This is a genomic window from Shewanella sp. 5S214, from assembly GCF_041439795.1.
Lineage (GTDB): Bacteria > Pseudomonadota > Gammaproteobacteria > Enterobacterales > Shewanellaceae > Shewanella > Shewanella vesiculosa.
On the sequence record NZ_JBGOOV010000010.1, the window covers coordinates 85840 to 107398 of the forward strand.

Annotated in this window: 19 protein-coding genes; 10 read left to right on the forward strand and 9 right to left on the reverse strand. The window is 42.2% G+C overall.

The genetic code is table 11. The features are described from left to right. Positions 1-31: 31 nt before the first annotated feature. Complete coding sequence (locus ACED29_RS08845) at positions 32-253, reverse strand: hypothetical protein (RefSeq protein ID WP_124015530.1); 222 nt, start codon at positions 251-253, stop codon at positions 32-34. 311 nt (positions 254-564) lie between these two features. Here ACED29_RS08845 and ACED29_RS08850 point away from each other — a divergent pair, with 311 nt between their 5' ends. Next, positions 565-1416: a sulfotransferase domain-containing protein gene (locus ACED29_RS08850; protein WP_124015529.1), complete on the forward strand. Its 852-nt coding sequence runs from the start codon at positions 565-567 to the stop codon at positions 1414-1416. A 115-nt stretch (positions 1417-1531) separates the two neighbouring features. Here ACED29_RS08850 and lgt read toward each other — a convergent pair whose 3' ends face one another. After that, positions 1532-2308, reverse strand: a complete 777-nt coding sequence (gene lgt, locus ACED29_RS08855; protein WP_124015528.1) for a prolipoprotein diacylglyceryl transferase — start codon at positions 2306-2308, stop codon at positions 1532-1534. A 179-nt stretch (positions 2309-2487) separates the two neighbouring features. On the opposite strand from lgt, the gene ACED29_RS08860 reads away from it, so the two are divergent. Together ACED29_RS08860 and ACED29_RS08865 are read left to right on the forward strand one after the other, a co-directional pair. Next, a complete protein-coding gene (locus ACED29_RS08860; protein ID WP_371697483.1) occupies positions 2488-3333 on the forward strand; it encodes a pseudouridine synthase family protein in 846 nt (281 codons plus the stop codon). A 22-nt stretch (positions 3334-3355) separates the two neighbouring features. Continuing rightward, positions 3356-4036, forward strand: a complete 681-nt coding sequence (locus ACED29_RS08865) for a DUF2057 family protein (RefSeq protein ID WP_371697484.1) — start codon at positions 3356-3358, stop codon at positions 4034-4036. 133 nt (positions 4037-4169) lie between these two features. Here ACED29_RS08865 and ybaK read toward each other — a convergent pair whose 3' ends face one another. Both ybaK and ACED29_RS08875 read right to left on the reverse strand, forming a co-directional pair. Continuing rightward, complete coding sequence (ybaK, locus tag ACED29_RS08870) at positions 4170-4643, reverse strand: Cys-tRNA(Pro) deacylase (RefSeq protein WP_124015525.1); 474 nt, start codon at positions 4641-4643, stop codon at positions 4170-4172. Between the two features lie 72 nt (positions 4644-4715). Further along, a complete protein-coding gene (locus ACED29_RS08875; protein WP_371697485.1) occupies positions 4716-5681 on the reverse strand; it encodes a TDT family transporter in 966 nt (321 codons plus the stop codon). A 172-nt stretch (positions 5682-5853) separates the two neighbouring features. Here ACED29_RS08875 and ACED29_RS08880 point away from each other — a divergent pair, with 172 nt between their 5' ends. After that, the gene (locus ACED29_RS08880) at positions 5854-6756 is read left to right on the forward strand and encodes a LysR substrate-binding domain-containing protein (protein ID WP_182722667.1); all 903 of its coding nucleotides are present in this window, start codon (positions 5854-5856) and stop codon (positions 6754-6756) included. Between the two features lie 255 nt (positions 6757-7011). After that, positions 7012-7425: a nucleoside diphosphate kinase regulator gene (gene rnk / locus ACED29_RS08885; protein WP_124015522.1), complete on the forward strand. Its 414-nt coding sequence runs from the start codon at positions 7012-7014 to the stop codon at positions 7423-7425. Between the two features lie 1232 nt (positions 7426-8657). Here the strand turns inward: rnk and ACED29_RS08890 are convergent. Next, positions 8658-9296 (reverse strand): NAD(P)-dependent oxidoreductase, encoded by a 639-nt coding sequence (locus ACED29_RS08890; protein WP_182722666.1) that lies wholly within the window; start codon positions 9294-9296, stop codon positions 8658-8660. A gap of 192 nt (positions 9297-9488) precedes the next feature. Here ACED29_RS08890 and ACED29_RS08895 point away from each other — a divergent pair, with 192 nt between their 5' ends. The 4 genes from ACED29_RS08895 to ACED29_RS08910 are packed head-to-tail and all read left to right on the forward strand — an operon-like array spanning position 9489 to position 13692. Then, positions 9489-11036 (forward strand): deoxyribodipyrimidine photo-lyase/cryptochrome family protein, encoded by a 1548-nt coding sequence (locus tag ACED29_RS08895; protein WP_371697486.1) that lies wholly within the window; start codon positions 9489-9491, stop codon positions 11034-11036. Then, on the forward strand, positions 11026-11166 hold the full coding sequence (locus ACED29_RS08900; RefSeq protein ID WP_124015520.1) for a DUF2256 domain-containing protein: 141 nt from the start codon (positions 11026-11028) through the stop codon (positions 11164-11166). The genes ACED29_RS08895 and ACED29_RS08900 overlap by 11 nt, the downstream gene beginning before the upstream one ends. Before the next feature lie 11 nt (positions 11167-11177). Further along, complete coding sequence (locus ACED29_RS08905; RefSeq protein ID WP_371697487.1) at positions 11178-12764, forward strand: cryptochrome/photolyase family protein; 1587 nt, start codon at positions 11178-11180, stop codon at positions 12762-12764. A gap of 28 nt (positions 12765-12792) precedes the next feature. Next, the gene (locus ACED29_RS08910; protein WP_182741588.1) at positions 12793-13692 is read left to right on the forward strand and encodes a LysR family transcriptional regulator; all 900 of its coding nucleotides are present in this window, start codon (positions 12793-12795) and stop codon (positions 13690-13692) included. A 40-nt stretch (positions 13693-13732) separates the two neighbouring features. On the opposite strand, the gene ACED29_RS08915 is transcribed toward ACED29_RS08910, so the two are convergent. Both ACED29_RS08915 and ACED29_RS08920 read right to left on the reverse strand, forming a co-directional pair. Then, positions 13733-14533, reverse strand: a complete 801-nt coding sequence (locus ACED29_RS08915) for an alpha/beta fold hydrolase (protein WP_371697488.1) — start codon at positions 14531-14533, stop codon at positions 13733-13735. Between the two features lie 9 nt (positions 14534-14542). Next, positions 14543-15565: a DUF2817 domain-containing protein gene (locus tag ACED29_RS08920; RefSeq protein WP_124015516.1), complete on the reverse strand. Its 1023-nt coding sequence runs from the start codon at positions 15563-15565 to the stop codon at positions 14543-14545. 245 nt (positions 15566-15810) lie between these two features. On the opposite strand from ACED29_RS08920, the gene ACED29_RS08925 reads away from it, so the two are divergent. Next, complete coding sequence (locus tag ACED29_RS08925; RefSeq protein ID WP_371697489.1) at positions 15811-17025, forward strand: 4Fe-4S binding protein; 1215 nt, start codon at positions 15811-15813, stop codon at positions 17023-17025. 75 nt (positions 17026-17100) lie between these two features. On the opposite strand, the gene ACED29_RS08930 is transcribed toward ACED29_RS08925, so the two are convergent. After that, positions 17101-18570, reverse strand: a complete 1470-nt coding sequence (locus ACED29_RS08930; protein WP_124015514.1) for a carbon starvation protein A — start codon at positions 18568-18570, stop codon at positions 17101-17103. Between the two features lie 227 nt (positions 18571-18797). Beyond that, complete coding sequence (locus ACED29_RS08935) at positions 18798-21380, reverse strand: acylase (protein ID WP_124015513.1); 2583 nt, start codon at positions 21378-21380, stop codon at positions 18798-18800. Positions 21381-21559: the final 179 nt, after the last annotated feature.

Sequence of the window (21559 nt, forward strand, 5' to 3'; positions counted from 1 at the left end):
GTCCTTAGTCACAATATTGTACACATCCTTGCTAACGACTTGCGGTTTCTGCGCCTAAATTAACATCACTCTTTAGCATCAACACCACTAAATAGATCAAACCAAATAGCGGTACAATTGATAATACAGCGCCAAGCACACCAGCCAGAATCGGCGATTGTGTTTTACGACGACCAATAAAATAACTGATAACACCCACTACCAATGCGAAAATAACAATTAACTGACCAACCAGCGTTGCATTAACATTCATCAAAAACTCTCCTTGTTGTTTTATACCTAATACAGCCTAAATTACCTCTAGCAAACTGTTGCAAGGCATTCATTAACAAACATGTTACATTTACCCGCGATTTGATGTAAAGCAATCAATCTTATTACTTAACAATAAACCGTGAGGGATCAAGGGTGATATGCATAACAAGGTTTACATTGAGTGATATTATCATCGCTATAATCACACTCTAATTCCTCGCTAAACACCCCAGTAAACTTGCCATTTCGGACAATTATCGGTAGTTTTACAGCATTGAACGATGCAAAAATAATAACAAAGGATTACGGATGGGAAACATACTTTGGGTGGCCTCTTACCCTAAATCGGGTAATACCTGGGTGCGTGCATTTTTAGAAAATTACATTCAAAATCAAGATCAGCCAATCGACATCAATACCATGCACACCATTTCGACAGCGGAATCGGCTGCGCACCGTTATCGACCTTATTTACCCAAAGATAAAACGGCCACCACCGAACTAACTTTAGAAGAAATTAGTGTACTGAGGCCACAGGTTCAGGCTGATATTGCTCACCAAGCCAATGGCACTACATTTGTCAAAACCCACAACTACTTGGGCGAATATAATAGCCAGCCACTGCATAATTCGACGGTAACATCAGGGGCAATTTATGTGGTTCGTAACCCGCTAGATGTGGCCATTTCAATGGCCAATTACTTTGATTACACCATAGATGAAGCCATAGCTTATATGGCAGAAGAAATGACTGGCACACCAAATGAAGTACCACATGTGCCGCAAATCATTACCTCTTGGTCTATGCACGTGTCTAGTTGGACCGCCGATGATGCTTCAAAGTTGATTTTACGCTACGAAGATATTTTGGATGACCCCAAAAAAGCCTTCAGAAAAGTGGAGTCATTTTTAGGCTTGAAAAAGGATCCTGTTAGATTAAAAAATGCCATTAAGCACTCTTCTTTCGCACAACTAAAAGCCCAAGAAAATAAACGCGGCTTTGTAGAGAAACACGAAAATGCTAATGCCTTCTTTAGAAATGGTGGCAAGCATCAGTGGAAAACTAAACTCACGACTGAACAAGTGCAAAAAATTGTCAACACGCATTACGAACAAATGCAGCGCTTTAAATATTTGCCTGCTGGTATGAAACCATTATAGAAAATAACAGTAGGATAAATAAGTCACTTATGGCTAAATCATCCTTATAAAAAAACGTCCTATGCCATCTGGCATAGGACGTTTTTGTTATAGATTCTATATGGTATCTCAGCGCTTAACTGGGTTTACGGTAAGCCATAATCAGCAATACAATGCCAGTGAATAAAAACGGTAAGCTTAACCATTGTCCGGCACTGAGTATTGATTCATGGTAGGCCGCTTGACTGACTTTAACGCTTTCAATCGCAATACGCGCACTAAAGACCGACACTAAAAACACGCCAAATATCGCACCGTGCTTTTGCTTCATATTGGTATATTTATAAATGGCGTAAAGGCCAACAAATATCAATAAATAAGCAAACGACTCATACAGTTGCGCAGGGTGACGCGGTATCATATCAATCCGCTTAAAAATAATGCCCCATGGCTGCGTGGTTGGATCACCTATAATCTCTGAATTAGCAAAGTTTGCCAAACGCACAAAAAAGCCAAATATGGCAGTCGCGATCGCTAAACGATCAAGTAAAAATAAAAACGGTAACTTCACTTTGCGCTGGTAATAATACAAGGCCAATATCGCCCCTAGTCCACCACCATGGCTGGCAAGTCCCCCTTCCCAAATGGCGAAAATTTTCAACGGATGTGCCAAGTAATAACTCGGATCGTAGAAAATACAATGGGCTAAACGCGCACCAACAATAATGCCGACCACACAATAAACCAGCAGGTTGTCGAGAGATTCAACATCTAAACCCTCTTTTGTGTAAATGCGCTTCATCACTTGAAAGCCAGTCGCAATCGCTAATGCAAATAACGCCCCATACCAATGAACCTTTAACCCCATGAACGAGATCAGCACAGGGTCAAGATCCCAAATGATGTGTTCCAAATTACCTACTCCAATTGCTGCTATGTTTTGTCGCATTATGCTAAAACAACTTTGCCGCAGATGATACCCAGATACGCGACGCAAGAGAAAGTTTCATTAACTAATAAACATACAGCAGCCAAATAAGGTAACATTTACCCCTAAATGACCGTGTACCGAATGGATCTATAGAGTTGCAAATGATTGTAGATAAAACTGAATACCATATTGATGTAACTGAACATGGTACTGATGCTATCAATTTACTGGCACAAACCAGTGGTTTGAGTAAACAAGTGCTAAAAGATGCCATGCAAAAAGGCGCTATATGGCACAGTCACGGCAAGCAAACCAATCGTATTCGGCGCGCGAAAAAACCTCTGCAACCCGGAGATAAACTGCATCTTTATTACAATCAATATATTTTAGACGAACAAGTTGCTCCGGCAGAGTTACTGTTTGATGAAGGTGAATACAGTATTTGGTATAAGCCTTATGGTATGCGTTGCCAAGGTTCAAAGTGGAGTGATCACACCACAATCAACCGCTACGCCGAGTTGAACTTACAACCGCAACGCAATGCGTTTATTATTCATCGTCTGGACCGCGCTGCAACCGGTTTATTAGTGCTTGGACACAGTAAAAAAACCACTGCAGCCATCGCTAAACTATTTGAAACACGTGCATTAGAAAAATACTATCAAGTGATTGTTGAAGGTGCATTTCCGAGCAAGCCCGTTACCATTGATAGCCCTGTTGATAATAAGCCCGCGCTATCACACGCCACTTTACTCACCTACGACGCTACGTTGGATCAATCCAAGGTGCAGGTAAAAATAGACACAGGACGTAAACATCAAATTCGGATTCATATGGCTAGTCTTGGCCATCCGGTAGTGGGCGACCGTTTACATGGAAATGGTGCTGAACATTGCCCCGATTTAGCGCTAACATCGTGTTTTTTCCGCTTTGTATGCCCCATCAGTCACAGTCTAAAAACCTTTGAATTACCAGAGCATTATCGCCCAGCATTCACAACCACTTAATCAATCTACACGGAATCACATTATGCGTAGCATTATCGCGTTACTTTGCTTTAGTTTATTCAGCCAATACGCTATCGCGGCTAGTTTGCATTTGCCCGACAGAACCGAAACGGTATTCGTCAATAATAAGGCATCACACCAACAGTCTAAGGTATTGCTAGACTCAACTCTGCCTAATGGTATGCAGCAAATAGCCTTTCGCTATCAAGCTCGTTACCGCGATAATGGTAGCCAAAATGACTTTATCTCTGACGTAATTGTCTTGCGCTTTAACGCCAGTGAGCAAGATTATCGATTAACGCTACCGCCAATAAACTCAGCGGCAAGTGCCAAAAAATTTAATCTAAAACCAGCCATAACATTAACCGATAGCAGTGGTAACAAGATTGCATTTACCCAAGATAAATTGATTAAATCAGGCTTACAAATTGGACGCGATTTTATCCAAGAAATGGCTCAATATAATGCTTCTGCTGCCATAGCGGCTGTTGCGTCTAGCACTGTAATCAACCCATCACTTAATCCTGTATCTGGGGCAACCATAGCAAGCGATCACAGTAGTCAGGTCATTAGCCCGAGCGCTGACGTAATTGAAGTTACAGCTGAAGATATCACCCAAGCAGAAGTGATGAGAATGCTGGATTATTGGTACCAAAAAGCCAATAACCAAACTCAAGCAGAGTTTAAAGCAAAAATAAATTAATAATCCTGTATCACTATGATTGCTGAAGTGGATCTTGCTAGTTTGACTCTTGATAGCTTGAATCTTGATAGTGCAATGATCAGCTGCTTGAGCCCCGCACAAAGGCAACGCGATTAGTTAATGGCAAATGTCATTATGTTTGAGCGCAAATATCAGCAAACTTAGCATTGAGTAAGCATTGTAAATCGGCTGGGCTTAGTGAAATCTCTAAGCCTCTTTTGCCAGCGCTGACATAGATACAATCGAACTGCTGCGCAGAGGCGTCAATCACTGTCATTAAACGCTTTTTTTGACCTAATGGGCTAACACCACCTAATACATAACCGCTCGAACGCTCTACTGCTAATGCTTCTGCCATGTGGGCTTTTTTAGCGCCCGCAGCTTTAGCGATTAACTTCATACTCAGCATCGACGATACAGGCACGATGCCAACCACCAGCGATTGATTATCCACACTCACCACCAAGGTTTTAAACACCTGTGCAGCGGGTACAGCCAGTTTTTGCGCCGCTTCTAAACCATAAGATTCACTATTAGTATCATGATGATATTCATGCACTTCAAAATCTATTTTATGCTTTTTCGCCATTTCAATTGCTGGAGTCATGCTGGTTCGCTCATATTAAATGCCGCATACAGTGTTAGTGAAGGCATTGACTAATAGTATATTTATTGCAAATTAAGAAGCCAGTTGTACCTTCTTTGGCTGATAAAAATGCAGGTATCGCAGACAAACATAACTGACCACCACAGTAGCGACAAGCAGTTCAAGTTCAGCTAAACCATGAATTTGCTGTACATACTCGTTTGCAATGCCGATGCTTTCCATCCATAACGACATTTTAAATAACGCAGTCGCACCTATCACCATAGGGAAAGTAAAAGCGGCATAACCAGGGCTAAAAGGTAGCCGTAATAACTTAAAAAATGACAGATAAATAATCGCCGTCATTAACACCCCAATACCAAATAATAGCCCAACGATCACCGGAGATGGTTGCTGAGTAATGGTTAGATATCCTGCTAAAGACAAGCTGGCTGGCGCGGCTAGAATGGCTAGTGTTGGTTTAGCTGCATCGGGAATTTGTTCTCTAAAAATAAGACGGTAAAGCATCATGGGTAACATCACCGCATAGCACAACATTCCAAAAAGCAGTGCCCCATGAGCAACCCATAATAAATGCTCATTACCTGAAAAAGAAACGTCGGCAACCACAATGCCAATCGGCGGAACAAACCAACTCGGTACCATGTGAGTTAATGAAAACTGCTTACTGCGATGATAAATAAACCCCACTAAAAAACTAATGTGCAGCAGTACCGCAAATGACCATAATAAATCACCCGCTAACGCAGAGACATGGCCCAACGAATTTGATACCACCATTAATGCCATGGCAAAGGTAGGCACCACACTGCCTACCACAGGATGAGCAAGATCTTGACGCAATAGGTTTGAATGTAATATAAATTTGCCACTCAAAATCAGTAACAACACACTGGCAATAGCAGCCGAGAACCATTGTCCATAATGGTGCAAATCCACAAGGTTTTCCCAACTCCAACCTAAACTTGCAATACCCAACGCCAGCCCTGCCATCGGCGTTGGTACGGCCATTAGTGAATTTTTTACTGCTCGAATCATTACAACCTCAAACTACCCATCAGAGAATAAGCCAATATTACGCTTGCACTTTGTTTATATATATCCAATTATACGGAACATACGTTCAGAAAAACTAAACGATTAGCGGTTTAAAAGTCACTGCCGCCATTTTATCGGTTTATTAGCCAATACCTTCACTAAGTCAGGCGCGATGAATATTTCACTCAAACAGCTCAATGTTTTTAGCAGCATTACTCAACATAAAACCCTAACGGCAGCAGCCGAGGCGTTATATTTGTCTAAAGCAGCGGTGAGCATGGCACTGGCAGAATTAGAAAAACAACTCGGTCATGCGCTATTTGATCGGGTTAACAACCGCTTAATTCTTAATCAAGAAGGTCACAAGCTGTTACCTCTGGCCGACGAGCTGCTTAGTAGAGCAAATAACATCAGCCAATTGTTTGATGCAGACCACGCTTTTTCAGGTCAATTGAAAATAGGTGCCAGTGACACCCTAGGGAACCATGTTGTTCCGGGGTTATTGAGCCAATTTCGGCAGCAATATCAGCATTTCTCGCAAAGTGTGGTGATTTCTAATTCACGGCTTATTTGCCAAAAACTGCTGGATTACGAACTAGATATCGGCTTGATCGAAGGGAAAAGTCATCATCCAGAACTTATCGCTACTCAATTCAGCCATGATGAGATGTGTATTATCGCAGCGCCTCAGTTACCTATAAGCCAACAAGCTAAGTGCAAGTTTAGCCATTTAGAACACAGTGAATGGGTATTACGTGAAGCAGGCTCAGGCTCGCGAGAGTTTTTCTTACATACCATAGCGCCGCAAATAGCGTCGTGGCATGAAGTGTTTGAACTTAATACTACAGAAGCGCTAATTAACAGTGTTTCCGCGGGACTCGGCTTAGGTTGCTTATCAACTTTAGCGGCACAATATGCCATTAACGATGGCCGCGTAGTTCGGCTGGATCTACCTCAAGCGAGCAATCATCTTAATATGCAACGACCATTTTGGTTAGTGGTTCATAAAGACAAATACCATAGCCCGCTGCTGAAAAGCTTTATTGAGTTTTGCCATCAATGGGATAATACATAAAAATACCGAGGTCGGTTGTGATAGTAGCTTTATTGATGTTCTTATGGTTAATCATTTAGGCGGCGTATATATTTTTATCACTATAGATTAATAATTAAATTTATTAAGGTATTTTTAATGTATTAGGGATAGCATCTCAGATCGTACATAAATTTTATAATCAATATATTTTACCTCATTAAACTTTCTTTTAAATTAAAGTTTGATCACAAGGTGAATTTTAAAGCATTAATTACTGGACTGTTTGAGGGATAAATGAGTAACCGACCTGAAATAACTATTTCGTCACTGGATTCTATAAGACTCTTTAAGTTAATTGAGTCATTACCGACAAAAAAAATGGTCGGCATTAGTGAGCTAGAAGAAGAGCTCGCCCGTGCAAATATAGTTGAACCAACGGAAGTGCCGCCTACAATTGTGACGATGAATTCAACAGTTAAATTTACTGTCGAATCGTCTCGTGATGAATTTATGATGACTCTTGTTTATCCCAAAGACCTTGATTTAAGTGGTGATAAAATATCTATTCTTGCACCTGTTGGCAGTGCGTTACTTGGGCTTTCTCAAGGTGATGAAATTGAATGGCCTAAGCCTGGTGGAGGGTTAATAAAAATTAAAATTAAAGAAATTTTCTATCAACCTGAAAGAGCTGGCGAATACAACCGCTAAGCTCGAAATTATTGATACACGTTGAACTTACCTAGCAAAAAATTGAAATAAAAATCAATCACTTGAACCTTATAAGCTTAATATTAAAACCTAAGAGCATGATATATTTTTCATAGAAATATATATCATGCCCTTACTAAGCTTTTCACCTTCTGATGTAATACATCATTGAGCCTTTTTTATCCTAAAAATGTTATCCCGAAGCTTTTACCCAGAAGTATTAATCTCAATGTTGTTAAAACCTGTGTATGTTGGGTCGAGAGATTTAGCGGGTTGGATCCACTGACGTTACCAATTGTGCATACTTATCATTAAGCGATTTCAATCAATAGCAGACCATAACGATGTGACCGTAATTTTATTAAATCTAGCGAAAACTGATGGTTTCATGACTTGTCATATATTTAAAATATTAAGGTTACTATTATCTTTTTTATTTCCACAAATTTGCTTGAAGTTATTATTTAAGCTGCTATATTGATGTTATGAAAATATCAATTATTATATTTAATTCTATTATTTTTTTAGGGAGCTTCGCCCTAGAATTCCCCGTTTAAGCGGGCGTCCCTTTACGCCCATCTGTTTTTACAGATCAAAAAATACTCATCTTTAATTAAATCATTGCGTTGATATAGTTTTAAGCTCGCTTAGAATGGCGAATTTTAATTATATGGACTATTAAAAATAGATTTATTAAATAGTCATGTCTCACAATCTTATTAAATGGTTGAGATACGTTATTCTGAGTAGAAAGGCAATCTACGCTTAAATTTTTAAATTAAGCTACGCATTAACTGTGACAGATGATTAAGGAGGGCGATGGGTTATTTATTTCAACAATCTCTTTTATTGCATTAAATAAGCATTATTAATATTTTATTTATTATTAGGTGATAATATGTCTAAGCATGAAATGAAAAAACCATTGTTATCGTTAAAAGAAAAACGTAAATTGAAAAAAGAGTCAAATACGACAGAGATAGTCAAACCTAGAAAGAAAAAAGGTTAAGGCTACTGGGTGCCAATAATTTTGGCACCCTTTTTATTATATCTATGATTTATATAAGATAATAGGTAGTGCCTAGTACCCATTTAACGATGATAAATGATTGTTTCATGGTTATCTGGCATGTACCGTTAAACTCAAAATGCTATCAATAGCATCGTTTTTAGAGCATAGCCTTTACGTATAGGTTTAGGCCTGTTTCTATAAATCAGCTCACTCAATAAACTTAGTAAGCAACGCTAATACGTTGATTAATATGCTTGGCATTTTCGGCTTCATCTAACATGGCTTTGGCGTAATCGACTACTGACACTCGGCTTTGGCCGTCTGCATCAGTAAAGAATTCATCGCCACCTACACGGTACGGGCCTTCGGACTCGCCAGGGAAAATAAAGGCGGCGGGACTAACATAAGTCCACTTGATAGCAGAATCAGTAGCGCAGAATACTGCCAATGCTTCACCTTGGGCGATGGCTTCGGCTTTATATTCTTCAGGGAATTCTGCTGTTGACACTAACGTCACCCCTGGCGCGACTTCTAAACTACCAGCACCACCGACCCACAACAAACGCGGTGTGCCTGCTTGAGGTAAGTGCTGTAATAATTGCTGTGCGGTTTGTGCTACCACTTGATGATTTTGTGCGGCGCGGCCGCCGATTGACGCTATCACCACATCAACGTCGGCAAATGCGCTAGCTATGGCATCGCTTGTCATAGTGGTTAAATCAAGTGTTCGTACGGCCACATCTTGACTGACTTTGCTGGCGTCGCGAACGACGGCAACCACTTCATGACCACGGCTAATAGCCTGCTGCATGATAGTGCCACCAATCCAACCTGTTGCGCCTAATACTGCTAGTTTCATGTTTTGTCTCGCTCTATTAATTAACAATGAAGCCAGTGTATAGACAACATAATCCGAGATAAATATCACTTATTGCGCTTAATTGTTTCATTTAGAGATACAAAATAAATCATAATTGTGAAGTTTAAAGCAATCTAAACGGCATGCTAATGCGTATCTAATAGCCTAATTCACCATGAGATTTTTGGCGCCATGCCCGACACGATCAAACAGGCTATTAATATCGTCTGGTTTAAACGCGACTTGCGCTTGTCTGATCATCAGCCGCTGGTCGATGCGTTTAACCATGATTTACCCTGCTTGCTTATTTATGATTTTGAACCCTTTATGCTGGCTGACCCGCATTATAATCAACGTCATTGGCGCTTTGTGTGGCAGTCGCTGCAAGATATGAATCAACAACTGGCGCGATTTAATGGTCAGGTGTATGCCTTTTGTGTACCAATAATTGATTTACTGGACGAGTTATCACAACAGTTTGAAATTAACACTATGTTCAGCCATCAAGAGATTGGTCTACACAACAGCTTTGAGCGCGATAAAGCGGTGGCACTCTGGTGTCATCAGCAACAGATCCCTTGGCAACAATCACCAACAGGTGCGGTAGTTCGAGGGCGCAAGCATCGTCAAGCCTGGGATCAACACTGGCAACAAGTGATGAACAGCCGTATTGCGGTCCCAAATTGGCAACAATGTCAGCTGCAAAAGCTCGACAACTACCATACTCCGCTTATCGATCAGGCCATCATTACAGACAATGATCAATTCCAAACGGGTGGTCCTAAAGCGGCTAGAGCAATACTGAGCAGTTTTCTAAGCTACCGTGGTAAAGACTACCAACGCAGTATTTCGAGCCCGAGCTTAAGTCGCAGCCACTGTTCACGCTTATCACCTTATTTAGCATGGGGAAACATCAGTTTAAAGCAAGTGTATCAAGCGACATTAACCCGTTATAACGCAGTACAAACCAGCAATAAAGCGTGGAAAAAGCCTTTATTGGCGATGATGTCGCGCCTACATTGGCATTGCCATTTTATGCAGAAATTTGAAAGCCAATGCAGCATGGAATTCACCCCGGTAAACCCTGGGTATCTAGATTATCCTTATCGCAGCGACGACAACGTAGCGCAAGATATTCAGCGCTGGGCTGAAGGCCAAACGGGGATCCCCATTATTGATGCCTGCATGCGCTGTTTACGAGAGACTGGTTATATCAATTTTAGAATGCGCGCCATGTTGGTCAGTTTTGTGACCCATCATTTAAACATTGCGTGGCAACATGCTAGCTTACCGTTAGCCAATTATTTTCTCGATTTTGAACCTGGGATCCATTACCCGCAACTGCAGATGCAAGCCTCGGTGACAGGCATTAACACCATACGCTTATACAATCCCATCAAGCAGTCACAAGACCAAGATCCACGCGGGGAGTTTATTCGATTGTGGTGCCCAGAGCTCACCAACTTACCCAATGAGTATATTCATCAACCTTGGCTGCAACCGCCAATGGAAGCTATTTTCAATGGCCTAATCTTAGGCCGTGATTACCCTGAACCTATGATAGATCTTACTCTGGCATCACAAATTGCCCGCGATCGCTTGTGGTCATACCGCGATCAACCTCAAGTTAAACGCCATATCGCTGCGGTATTAGGTCGTCATGTTAGCCCTAAGCGAAAACGAACTAAGGGCAAACCGATAGCCACAACAACTCAGGCTAAAGACCGTCATGACACATAAAAAACGCCATCTTGAGCATAAAGTCTGTTTAGTTTGCCAACGCCCGTTTGCGTGGCGTAAAAAATGGGCTAAAGATTGGGACAAGGTTAAATATTGTTCTGAACGCTGTCGCCGACATAAATCTGAATAAAGGTAATCACCATGACGACACTTTACACCAATGCTTCACCAACATTATTGCCGGAAACCAGCACATTGAGACTCATCTTGGGCGATCAACTTAATGCGTCACACTCCTGGTTTAAACAAGTCGATCCTAATGTGGTGTATTTGATTGCCGAGTTGGGACAAGAAGCAAGCTACGTCACTCATCATGTGCAGAAGGTTTGCGCCTTTTTTGCCTCTATGGCGCAATTTGCACAGGCTTTATCCAAGAGTGGTCATCAAGTTTTGTACCTGACCTTAGATGAAACCCAGCACTATGCCGACCTACCCGCCTTGCTTGAACACATTACTGCAACGCATCAATTAACCCATTTTCAATACCAGCACGCTGACGAATACCGTTTAGCCCAGCAATTGGGCTCTCTTTTATTACCAGGCATTGCTATCAATAGCACTGACAGTGAACATTTTTTACTGCCGTTTAGCGATATTCAAACTGAATTCACCCCGAAAAAACACGCCAAAATGGAGTTCTTTTATCGGCGGATGCGCAAACGTTTTAATGTGCTGATGCAAGATGGAGAACCTTTGGGAGGCCAGTGGAACTTTGACCAGCAAAACCGTGCCAGCTTTAAAAAGAATGACCTTGGCGATATTCCTGCGCCATTAATGTTTGCCAACGACGTCAGTGATATTTTAGCCCGACTTAAGCGCCATAATATCAACACCATAGGCAAAGCAGAAAGCCAATTATTATGGCCGCTTAATCGACGCCAATCACGTGAGTTACTTGACTTTTTTTGCCAGCATTTATTAATCCGCTTTGGTCATTTCCAAGATGCAATGACCGAGAATAGTCGTGCGGATTGGAGTCTATATCATTCAAGATTATCGTTTGCGCTTAACAGCAAAATGATTTCACCTAGCGAAGTCATCAATAAAGTTATCGCCCATTGGCAAGCGCATCAAGATGATATTTCACTGGCTCAAGTAGAGGGTTTTGTCCGCCAAATACTCGGTTGGCGCGAATATGTCCGCGGTATTTATTGGATCAATATGCCCGACTACGCGACGCAAAATGCCTTGCAAGCACAACGACCCCTGCCGGAGTATTTTTGGACCGCCAACACTAAGATGAATTGCATGCACCACACCATAAAACAGTCGCTCGATTATGCCTATGCCCACCATATTCAACGGTTAATGGTCACGGGCTGTTTTAGTTTACTCGCGGGTATCAATCCAGATGACGTCGACCAGTGGTATTTAGGCATTTACATTGATGCCATCGAATGGGTCGAAATGCCCAATACCCGCGGGATGACTCAATTTGCCGACGGCGGCATTGTGGCCACCAAACCGTATGCCGCCAGCGGTAACTATTTGAACAAAATGAGCGACTATTGCAAAAGCTGCCATTACAATGTCAAACTCAAGACAGAAGATAACGCCTGCCCATTCAACAGTTTATATTGGCATTTTATTCAACGCCATCAAGAGAAATTTCAACACAACCCTCGCATGACTATGGTGTATAAAAACTGGCAAAAAATGGATGCGCACACGCAACAGGCCATTATTAACAAAGCCGATAACCTATTGGAAAATATAGAAAGCTTATAACCTTTGGCTGTCGCGATAGGATGATGTTATGGACAAAATATCTGCTATACGCAGCTTTGTGGAAGTGGCCAGTTGTGGCAGCTTTACCCAAGCTGCCGAGCAACTAGGTTTAAGCCGTTTACAAGTGTCACGCCATATCAAAGAAGTTGAGCAATGGTTGGGGTTGCGATTATTACATCGCACCACTCGCCAAGTGAGTCTTACCTTACAAGGCGAAGAAGCACTGAATTATTGCCAGCGTATTTTAAGTGAAGTCACCGCGATGGAGAGTCGCGCCAATAGTCATAATAATGAACTGGTAGGCAGTATCCGTATCGCCTCGCCCATTGGACTTGGGCAACACAAACTGTATGACGTAGTTGAGGATTTTTGCCTGCAACATCCTCAGGTTAATATACAACTATTACTGTCGGATAATGTCTCACAATTGGTTAACGACAGGGTTGATATCGCCCTGCGTTACACCCATCAGCCAGATGAAAGCTTAATAGCTAGACGCTTAATGCACATCGATAGCGTCATTTGTGCCTCCCCAGACTATCTCGCCAAACATTCAGCCATCGAATCGGTTAATGACTTATTGCAACACAACTGTTTACGCCACTCTAGTCAGCAACGCTGGGAAATAATTGCAGACTCACAACCTCACCTATTGGATGTGAGCGGTAATTTACAAGCCAACGACATGGGCGTATTAATCAATGCAGCCCGTCGCGGCAATGGCATAGTGTGTTTACCTACCGATTTAGCCAATGGCTACCTTGAACGCCAAGAACTGGTTGAAGTATTACCCCAACTGACGGTACCAGGTAAAACCATATGGGCCGTGTATTTGTCACGCAGTTATCAACAAACCGTCGTCAGAGCATTTATCGACTTTACCGCCGATGCTTGGCAGCAAGACATAAAAAAATGGCAAGCAAGCTAGAGTCACTAATCACGATTCGATAAGCCCTAACAACTGACTTCTAACGAATAATATCCAGTAATACTTGCTGTAATTTCAGTGGCTGATCGAGACTGGCATCATGGCCGCAATCATCCATTTTATGTAACTGTGTTTGATAAAATAGCGCTAACTGTTCGCTGCATTTGGGGTGCGCTAACTTATCTTGATTGGCGACTATCACGCTGACCGGTATGTTATTCAATTCAGGACTATGAAAACGGGCCGAGGCGTACAATTGCCTTAGTCCATTGATAAATGATGTATGGCATTGCAATCTCAGTAAACTCCAAGCATTAATCACTTCAATGTTGTGACTAAAATGCCTGCTGGTAAAATCAACGACAATCGCTTCTAACCAGTGACCTTTGCCTGTGTTGGCTTGCTGAGAGCTCGCTAAACCAGAGCGCAAAAACCTCAGCAAAACATGCGTTATAGAGGTCACTAAGCCGACACATTGAAACCGATAATACCAAGGCGACAAGTTGGCCGCACTGCTGTTAATTAACACCACATGCTGAATTCGTGAGCGACACTGCGCCGCCATGGTTAGCGCCAACATACCGCCCATTGATAATCCCACCAAGACCAACTTAACTTGGCTTGGCCGCATGGCCTGCTTGAGCAAAGCGGCATCAATTTGTTGCCACACCGCCTCGCAATAGTCTTGCATCTTACCTGGGCTAGGTTGATTGACCAGTAGGCCATTACCGGGCAAGTCAACACAAATGACATTGAGCCCTTGCTGGTTTAAACGCTGGTCAAAACCATACCAATGGCGGCTGTCGCGCATTAAGCCTCTGAGTAACACTAAGGTGGTCATCGTTTATCCTCACTTAGCCTTTTTAGACCAGAAGCGCTTAGCTTGTTGAGTCAATTGTGTCAGTTGTTGGGGTTTTATTTGTTCAATAATTTGCGCATAAGCTGCATCTATAATGAACTGCATTAACACCAGGTGACGGCGTAAAATACGTTGATGCCGATGTGTTTTTTGCGGATTAAAATAACCAGAGAAGTTAAATAGCTGACGTGGATTTTTACGTACCCAAGCCCACGAGCCCATTTCTAAGGTTAACGGAATAAACGGTTTCCCGCTGACATTACTCGCCACCAAATAATCCCAAATATCACCGTGAGTACGATAGAAATGGCTTTGAGGTGCTAACTGATAATGGCTGTGATGCGGATAGCCTTTTTCGAACAACTGCATTAACTGATAAATATAACCTATGCCTTCAAAGGGTTGTCGAGTATGCGCATGGGGAAACCACAAATGATCCTGTAAACCAAAACCTGAGTGAGCATCGAGCACCATAACACTGCTGCTGTCTTGCTGTAATTGTTGCACATAGCTCACTAACGCATGGGTTTCTAGCTCCATACCATTTTGCCCTCGATACCAAGGCAAACGCGGCGAAAGTCGCTGACCGCCGACAAGAAAGGTCACGTCTTCATCTGAATCAATGGGAGCATTACGCATTAAATCAACATTGTTACCATTGCCTCGGCTGCCACGCAAAAAGCCAACCGGATTCACCACGGGGACAAAGGCTAAGCGCACGTGTTGCAATAATTGCTGTAAGTGAGTATCCCATGGTAACCGATTGAGTAGGCTGTCTAAAAAGGCCAAAATCACTTGGGCACCGATGCGCTCAACCCCATGGACTCCGCCAACAAACAATACCGTAGGACATGGCTGTTGCTGTTGACCTAGCTCAATGGCTGTAACCGACAATTTTTCACCACGGTAATATAAATCTGCCAAGGACTGATGGCGAAATTGCTGCTGATGCTGAGCAATCAAGCGCTTTAAGGTGTCTATCTCGAAGGAATGCTCAAATGAAAACCTAGCCATTAGCCACTTTTTACTGTCACAAAATCATCTTAATACGTTAACGAAAAAATAAGACAGGTTAATGACAATCAATTGAAACAAGCTAATTAACACAAGACTTAACAATGTTTACATAAATAAAACAAACCAATATAGATCATATATTTAGAAAACTATTATTAAGTTTGGCGACCCAACTCACATTCGCTTGAATGCTGAGGTTTTATCATTATTAACCGAGAGAACCACAGCACAGGCATTGGATAATGAGCACAATTGAATCAATCACCTTAATGCTAGCCCTAGTGTATAGCACCAGCCTACTGTATTGGAGTGGCAAAAAATGGGGGGCACTCGCTAGCGGAGCATTATTACTTGGTGCCACCTTAGCCAGTTTTTTTTGGCCATTATTGCTCCTATTGCTCGTGTCAGTATTAATCGTCACCGCAGTAGGGCAATACCAACCTGCATTTGCTAATGCTGAAGGTAGACCCAACCAAGTACGTGAAATTTGCCAACATTTTTTTGCCCTGGCGATGTTATTAGTCGGGGTGCAATATGCCATCAACGCAGGCTTATTATATGCTGGAGAAACACCTTGGTTAATGCGACCCGATATCGGTGATGCATTTTTACCTATTGCTGGCGGCATAGAACTTAAAGCAATTTTAACCTTAGGCCTGTGGGATCAAAATCACCCCGCGGCGGTAGTGATGCTCTGTGTCGTACTACTTACCGGTGTGGTGTGCAAACGCGCTTTTTGTGGCTGGGCTTGCCCGCTGGGACTTGCTGGTGAATACCTGTATAAACTCAGAAAGCGTGTTATTCATGCTGAACTATTACCACCAGCATGGATTGACTGGCCACTGAGAATGGTCAAGTATTTGCTACTCGCAGCGCTGCTTTATTTGGTCATTTCTATGCCATCGGCAAGTATTCCCCACTACTTAGAGGGCAATTATCACAAAGTAGCTGACTTAAAAATGGCTGTGTTTTTTATGATGCCATCCATAGTAGCACTAATAGGTTTTAGTCTTATCTTTGCCTTAGCAGCATGGCGTCGCCAAGGTTTTTGCCGTTATATTTGCCCCTATGGCGCACTGTTAGGTATTGTCAGTTTTTTAAGCCCATTCAAAATACGCCGCGATACTCAACATTGTTTAATTGATGCCAAAGGCATGAGTTGCGATAAATGTACTCGCGCATGCCCTGCTAATATATCAGTCCATACTCAAAAAAATATTCGCTCCGACGAGTGCCAAGCCTGTATGCGTTGTGTATCAGCTTGTCCAAAAAAACAAGCTCTACAATTTAGTACTCGTAATGGTATTCAGCTGTCCGCCAGAGGGATATTGATAGTGTTGCTGACCACTATGTTCATGTTACCGCTATTTGCTTACGTCAGTGGCTACTGGCACAGTCAAACACCCAATAGTATTAAGATGGAACTGATACAAAAGCTTGATCGTGTGGGTCACTAATCACATCGATTTTTAGCTGAGCAATAAAAAGGGCTGCATTAAGCAGCCCTTTGAATGAATTAACGCTGTAAAAAATTATGCAGCAGGAGTCACTTTACGCTTGTTGTGCGCAATAATCAGAGCGATAAGACACACTACCCCCACCACGATACCCGCTGGCTGGCTCATCTCTTGTGGAAAACCTAAGCCAATACCGGCGGTTAAAATGTACGACAGAGTCACACAAGTACCGATAATAGCAGGCAGACTAACAATCCAATGGAACGCGCCGCGATCAAACAGATACTTAGTCGCTAGCCACAATACGCTGGTAGATAACAACATATTAGAGAATGCGAAGTAACGCCAAATTAACGTAAAGTCAATTTTGGTCATAAAGTAAGCGATAATTAACACAGGTACCGCAACTAACAGACGGTTAGTCATGCTTTGTGGAATTTTAAACGCATCGATAATGGTTAGACGTAACGATCTAAATGCAGTATCACCAGATGTAATAGGGAATACAGCAACCGCGATAACCGCCATAATACCACCGATAACACCTAAGTAAGTGGTTGCTACTTGGTTAACCACCATACCTGGGCCACCTTGAGCAAGAATAGCTTTTAGCTCAACATAACCACCAGGGAATGCAGCAATACCCGCTGTTGCCCATACACAAGCAACAATACCTTCAGCAACCATGGCGCCATAATACACTGGACGAACATACTTTTCGTTGGTTAAACAACGGGCCATAATCGGAGCTTGCGTTGAATGGAAACCACTGATGGCACCACAAGTAATGGTCACAAACAATAATGGCCATACAGGTAAACCGTCTGGATTAGGCTCTAATAAATCATTGTTGTAGTGGCTGTGATTAAAATAAGCAAATACATCGCCAAATTCTGGTAGTTGTGGCGCATGGATTAATAACGCCACTGCAATAGAGGTTGTCATCACAATCATTAGCGCGCCAAAAAAGGGATAAAGCTTAGTAATAATTTTGTCTATCGGCAGTAATGTTGCGAAGAAGTAGTAAGCTAAAATAACTAATACCCAAAAGGTATTATTAGCAAAAATAGTATCTTTAAAATAATCTAAGTTACTCAGCAAACCTGCTGGGCTCATGATAAACACCACGCCAACAAAGAACAGCAGCATAGCGGTAAAGATCAACATGGCCGCTTTAAAGTAGATGTTAAAATAATGCCCTGCAATTTCAGGTAAGCTTTTACCGTCTTCCTTAATGCTCATTACGCCAGAAAAATAATCGTGTACTGCACCACCCAGTATATTACCCAGCACAATCCACACCAGTGCAATAGGGCCGTACAACGCACCTAAAATGGGGCCGAATATCGGTCCAACTCCGGCAATATTAAGAAATTGAATTAAAAACGCTTTCGCTGGATGAACAGGAACATAGTCAACACCATCTTCAAAACGCGCTTGGGGGGTTTTTGCGTTAGGGTCAATACCAGCTTGTCGTTCTACAAACGGACTATAAAACTTGTATGCAAGCAGCAGCACGCCAATACAAATAAGAAAAATCAACATTGTTTTGTTATCCCATTAATTATAATAATATTTAGTTGTGAGTTTGTTGTAGTTACAAGAATAGGTCAAGCTAGGTCTTCTTATACCAAAGTAGGGGTTGATAATCTAAAAGCGGCACAGAATGGGGCTAATTTGATAGCTTTATTGATTTTAATCACAAACTTAGTTAATTGTTGATGGAAAACCAACCTGCAACTAACAGGTTGGTTTATTTGGTCTGACCACTACTAATTTCGTTGGTAGGTCAGCTCTGTAGTGGATTCAAGTGATGCTTGGATCTCTGCCTCAGTGAATAACAACGGACGTAACTGCTTTTGTGTAGAATACAATTCACTCTGATCAGAAAAGCTCGGGCTTAGTACGTTACTCGATTCCGAATAAGTCAAAATACCTTTTGCTTTAGGACCATCATCAGTAAAGCTGACTGTCATCATCCAACTTGAACCATAACGCACTTGATATCCTTGTGCGGTTAATCCTGATGCTGTCGCTTTACCTGTCACAACATCTAATACTGGTGCGTATTTATGTTGAGGGATTAAGGTGTCATCACCAGATAAGCTGGTTGAAAATACGTTGAATCCCCCCTCAGCATTATGACTACCAGGCCAAGGTAACTTAACCCCAGAAGCACTGCCATCAGGGAGTGACTTTTCAACAAATTGCACGTCCCCTAATGCAGCATCAACAGCAAAGCCTGCCGCTTCGAGATTCAACGCAGCATGGGCTAAAGCCATTAATGCGCTGCCATCAGTATTAAGCTTATTAGGTGTGCTTGCGGCGCTCATATAATCAAACGGCTCAGTTAACATAGTATTTTGATCAAATTGATGGGCAAACTCACGAATTAACGCACCCCCTTTACTATCATTATCTTGTTTACCGTTCCAGGCTTTTAATGCTGCACACGATGCTGAGATATCTTTAGACAATGTTGCACTCACCATCACAGGCGTAGAACCTTGTTGATCACATTGGCTAATTAAATCAGTTAACACGATTTCAGCGAGATAGGCGCGGTTAGATAACAAAGCAGCTTCTAATTCGTCAATATTAAATTTCCCGTCATCACCCGCAGCATCATTCATTAAGGTTAATCCCATGCGAGTGCGGAGCGACAATGGGCCTCGTTCTGGTCCGTATAAAGGAGAGAAGTTTTCTAAAGGAGCGGCAAGGTTGGTCGACCAAAATGAGTTATTTGAATTTTGTACAAAGTCACTTCGCTCAAGCTTGGGCGCACGCTCGTAAGGCATAGGCTCGCTAAAACTAAATGCGGAGGTATTACCAGGTAAAATAGTAAATCCTGCCTGTGCTTTAGCCGCAACAATCGCTGGGGTGGTTCTAATAATATCGATCATTAAATCAGAAAAACCCGGCACAGTAGAATCATCAATATAAAATGCATTACCTTCTTTATCGGCATACATGGTGTTATTGAATATTACCCCATCATAATTTTTAAACGCTTGTTGAAATTCATCTTTATTGCTAGCGAGGTTCATGGCTAACCAATGATCAATCGGATCTTTGTTGGCCATATTGGCATCTTGAATAAAGAAAGCTTGGCCATCATCCCACCCAAACGGCGCTAATGTGGGCGGCGCTTCAACCATTGGACCTTTAGCTGTGGTATAAATATCTTTTTCCGCCACCAGCATGCCTGCCGCGCCGCCATTAACTAATATCGAAACCGTTTCTTTGGTGATCGGCAATGGCGAACCGTCATACAAATATTGCAATCTGTCACCTGAAACTAACTCAAGGTTATACATCACAAAGTGTTCGGCGGTAGAAAAGGTATGCGTCCAAGCAACATCTTTGTTAAAGCCTATGTTAACCAACCCTGGCATGCCGACTAACGAACCGCCCATCACATCCATTTGTCCTGGTATGGTTAAATGTGACTGCCAAAAGCGTAAATTACCAGTATGCGGAAAATGTGGATTACCCAACACCATGCCTTTGCCATTTTCGGTTTTGTCTTTGCCTAATCCCCAACCATTAGATCCCAAATTACGAGGATTCGTTTCTGGAGTGGTAATGTTTGCCGCACGGGCAATTAAAGTGTTGTTCATATCATGTACAAACGCGGTCTGTGCTGCAGACGGTGCCGGTCCCACTATACGCGGTAAATATTCTTGGCCATCACCGGGGTTAGCATAAAAAATCAAATCTAAAAAGTTTGCCGCACCAGGTAATAATGCGATAGAAAATAAATAGCTGGCCACATCAACACCGGTAATGGGTTTAACCCACGGCTGACCGGCGCAAAATGGTTCGCCAGTTTGAGTCCCGGCTTCAATGTCGCTAAGATATTGATTATATCCAGCACTAAACCCTTCCATTAGTGCTCGCGAATTATAACTAAACTGCGAATATTGGTTTTCAGCAAGCTGGCGTATTTTTAACGCTTTATATGCAAAGTCGGAAATGAGGTTACCGTTATCTTCACTGGTCGGAAGACCAGTTGTAAAATCAAGCGATGCATGAGGACCAAAGTACATCGACCGTTCTGAATTGGCTTTGATAAATCCATCCGCCATCACACATAAATTATCCTGCGCTTGGGCATAACCGTTACCGAAACCAAGACTTTCTAAATTGTCAGCGGTAATGTGCGGCACCCCATATTGGGTACGACGAATTTGCGCTTTTAAAGTGCCATTAGGGGCAAAAGCTTGCAGTAGAGGAGCGGCTTCAGGCTCAGGTGTGACTTGAGGAGTTTTACCGTATTGAGTGTCGTCACCGCAACCAACAATAACCACGCTAGATGCGATACCCATGGCGAGTAAGGTTTTATTCAGTTTCATTATTATTATCCTGTTGTATCCCAATGCTAATAGCAAAATGGGTGAGGTACTTAATCCCTTATGCCTCAAATTAAGCTAACAACACGACCAACATAACCCCAGTTACCTTGATACGAATGCGCCGTAGTTAATTACAACAAAGACATGCATTTCTATTTAAGCAATCATTGTGTCGCGTG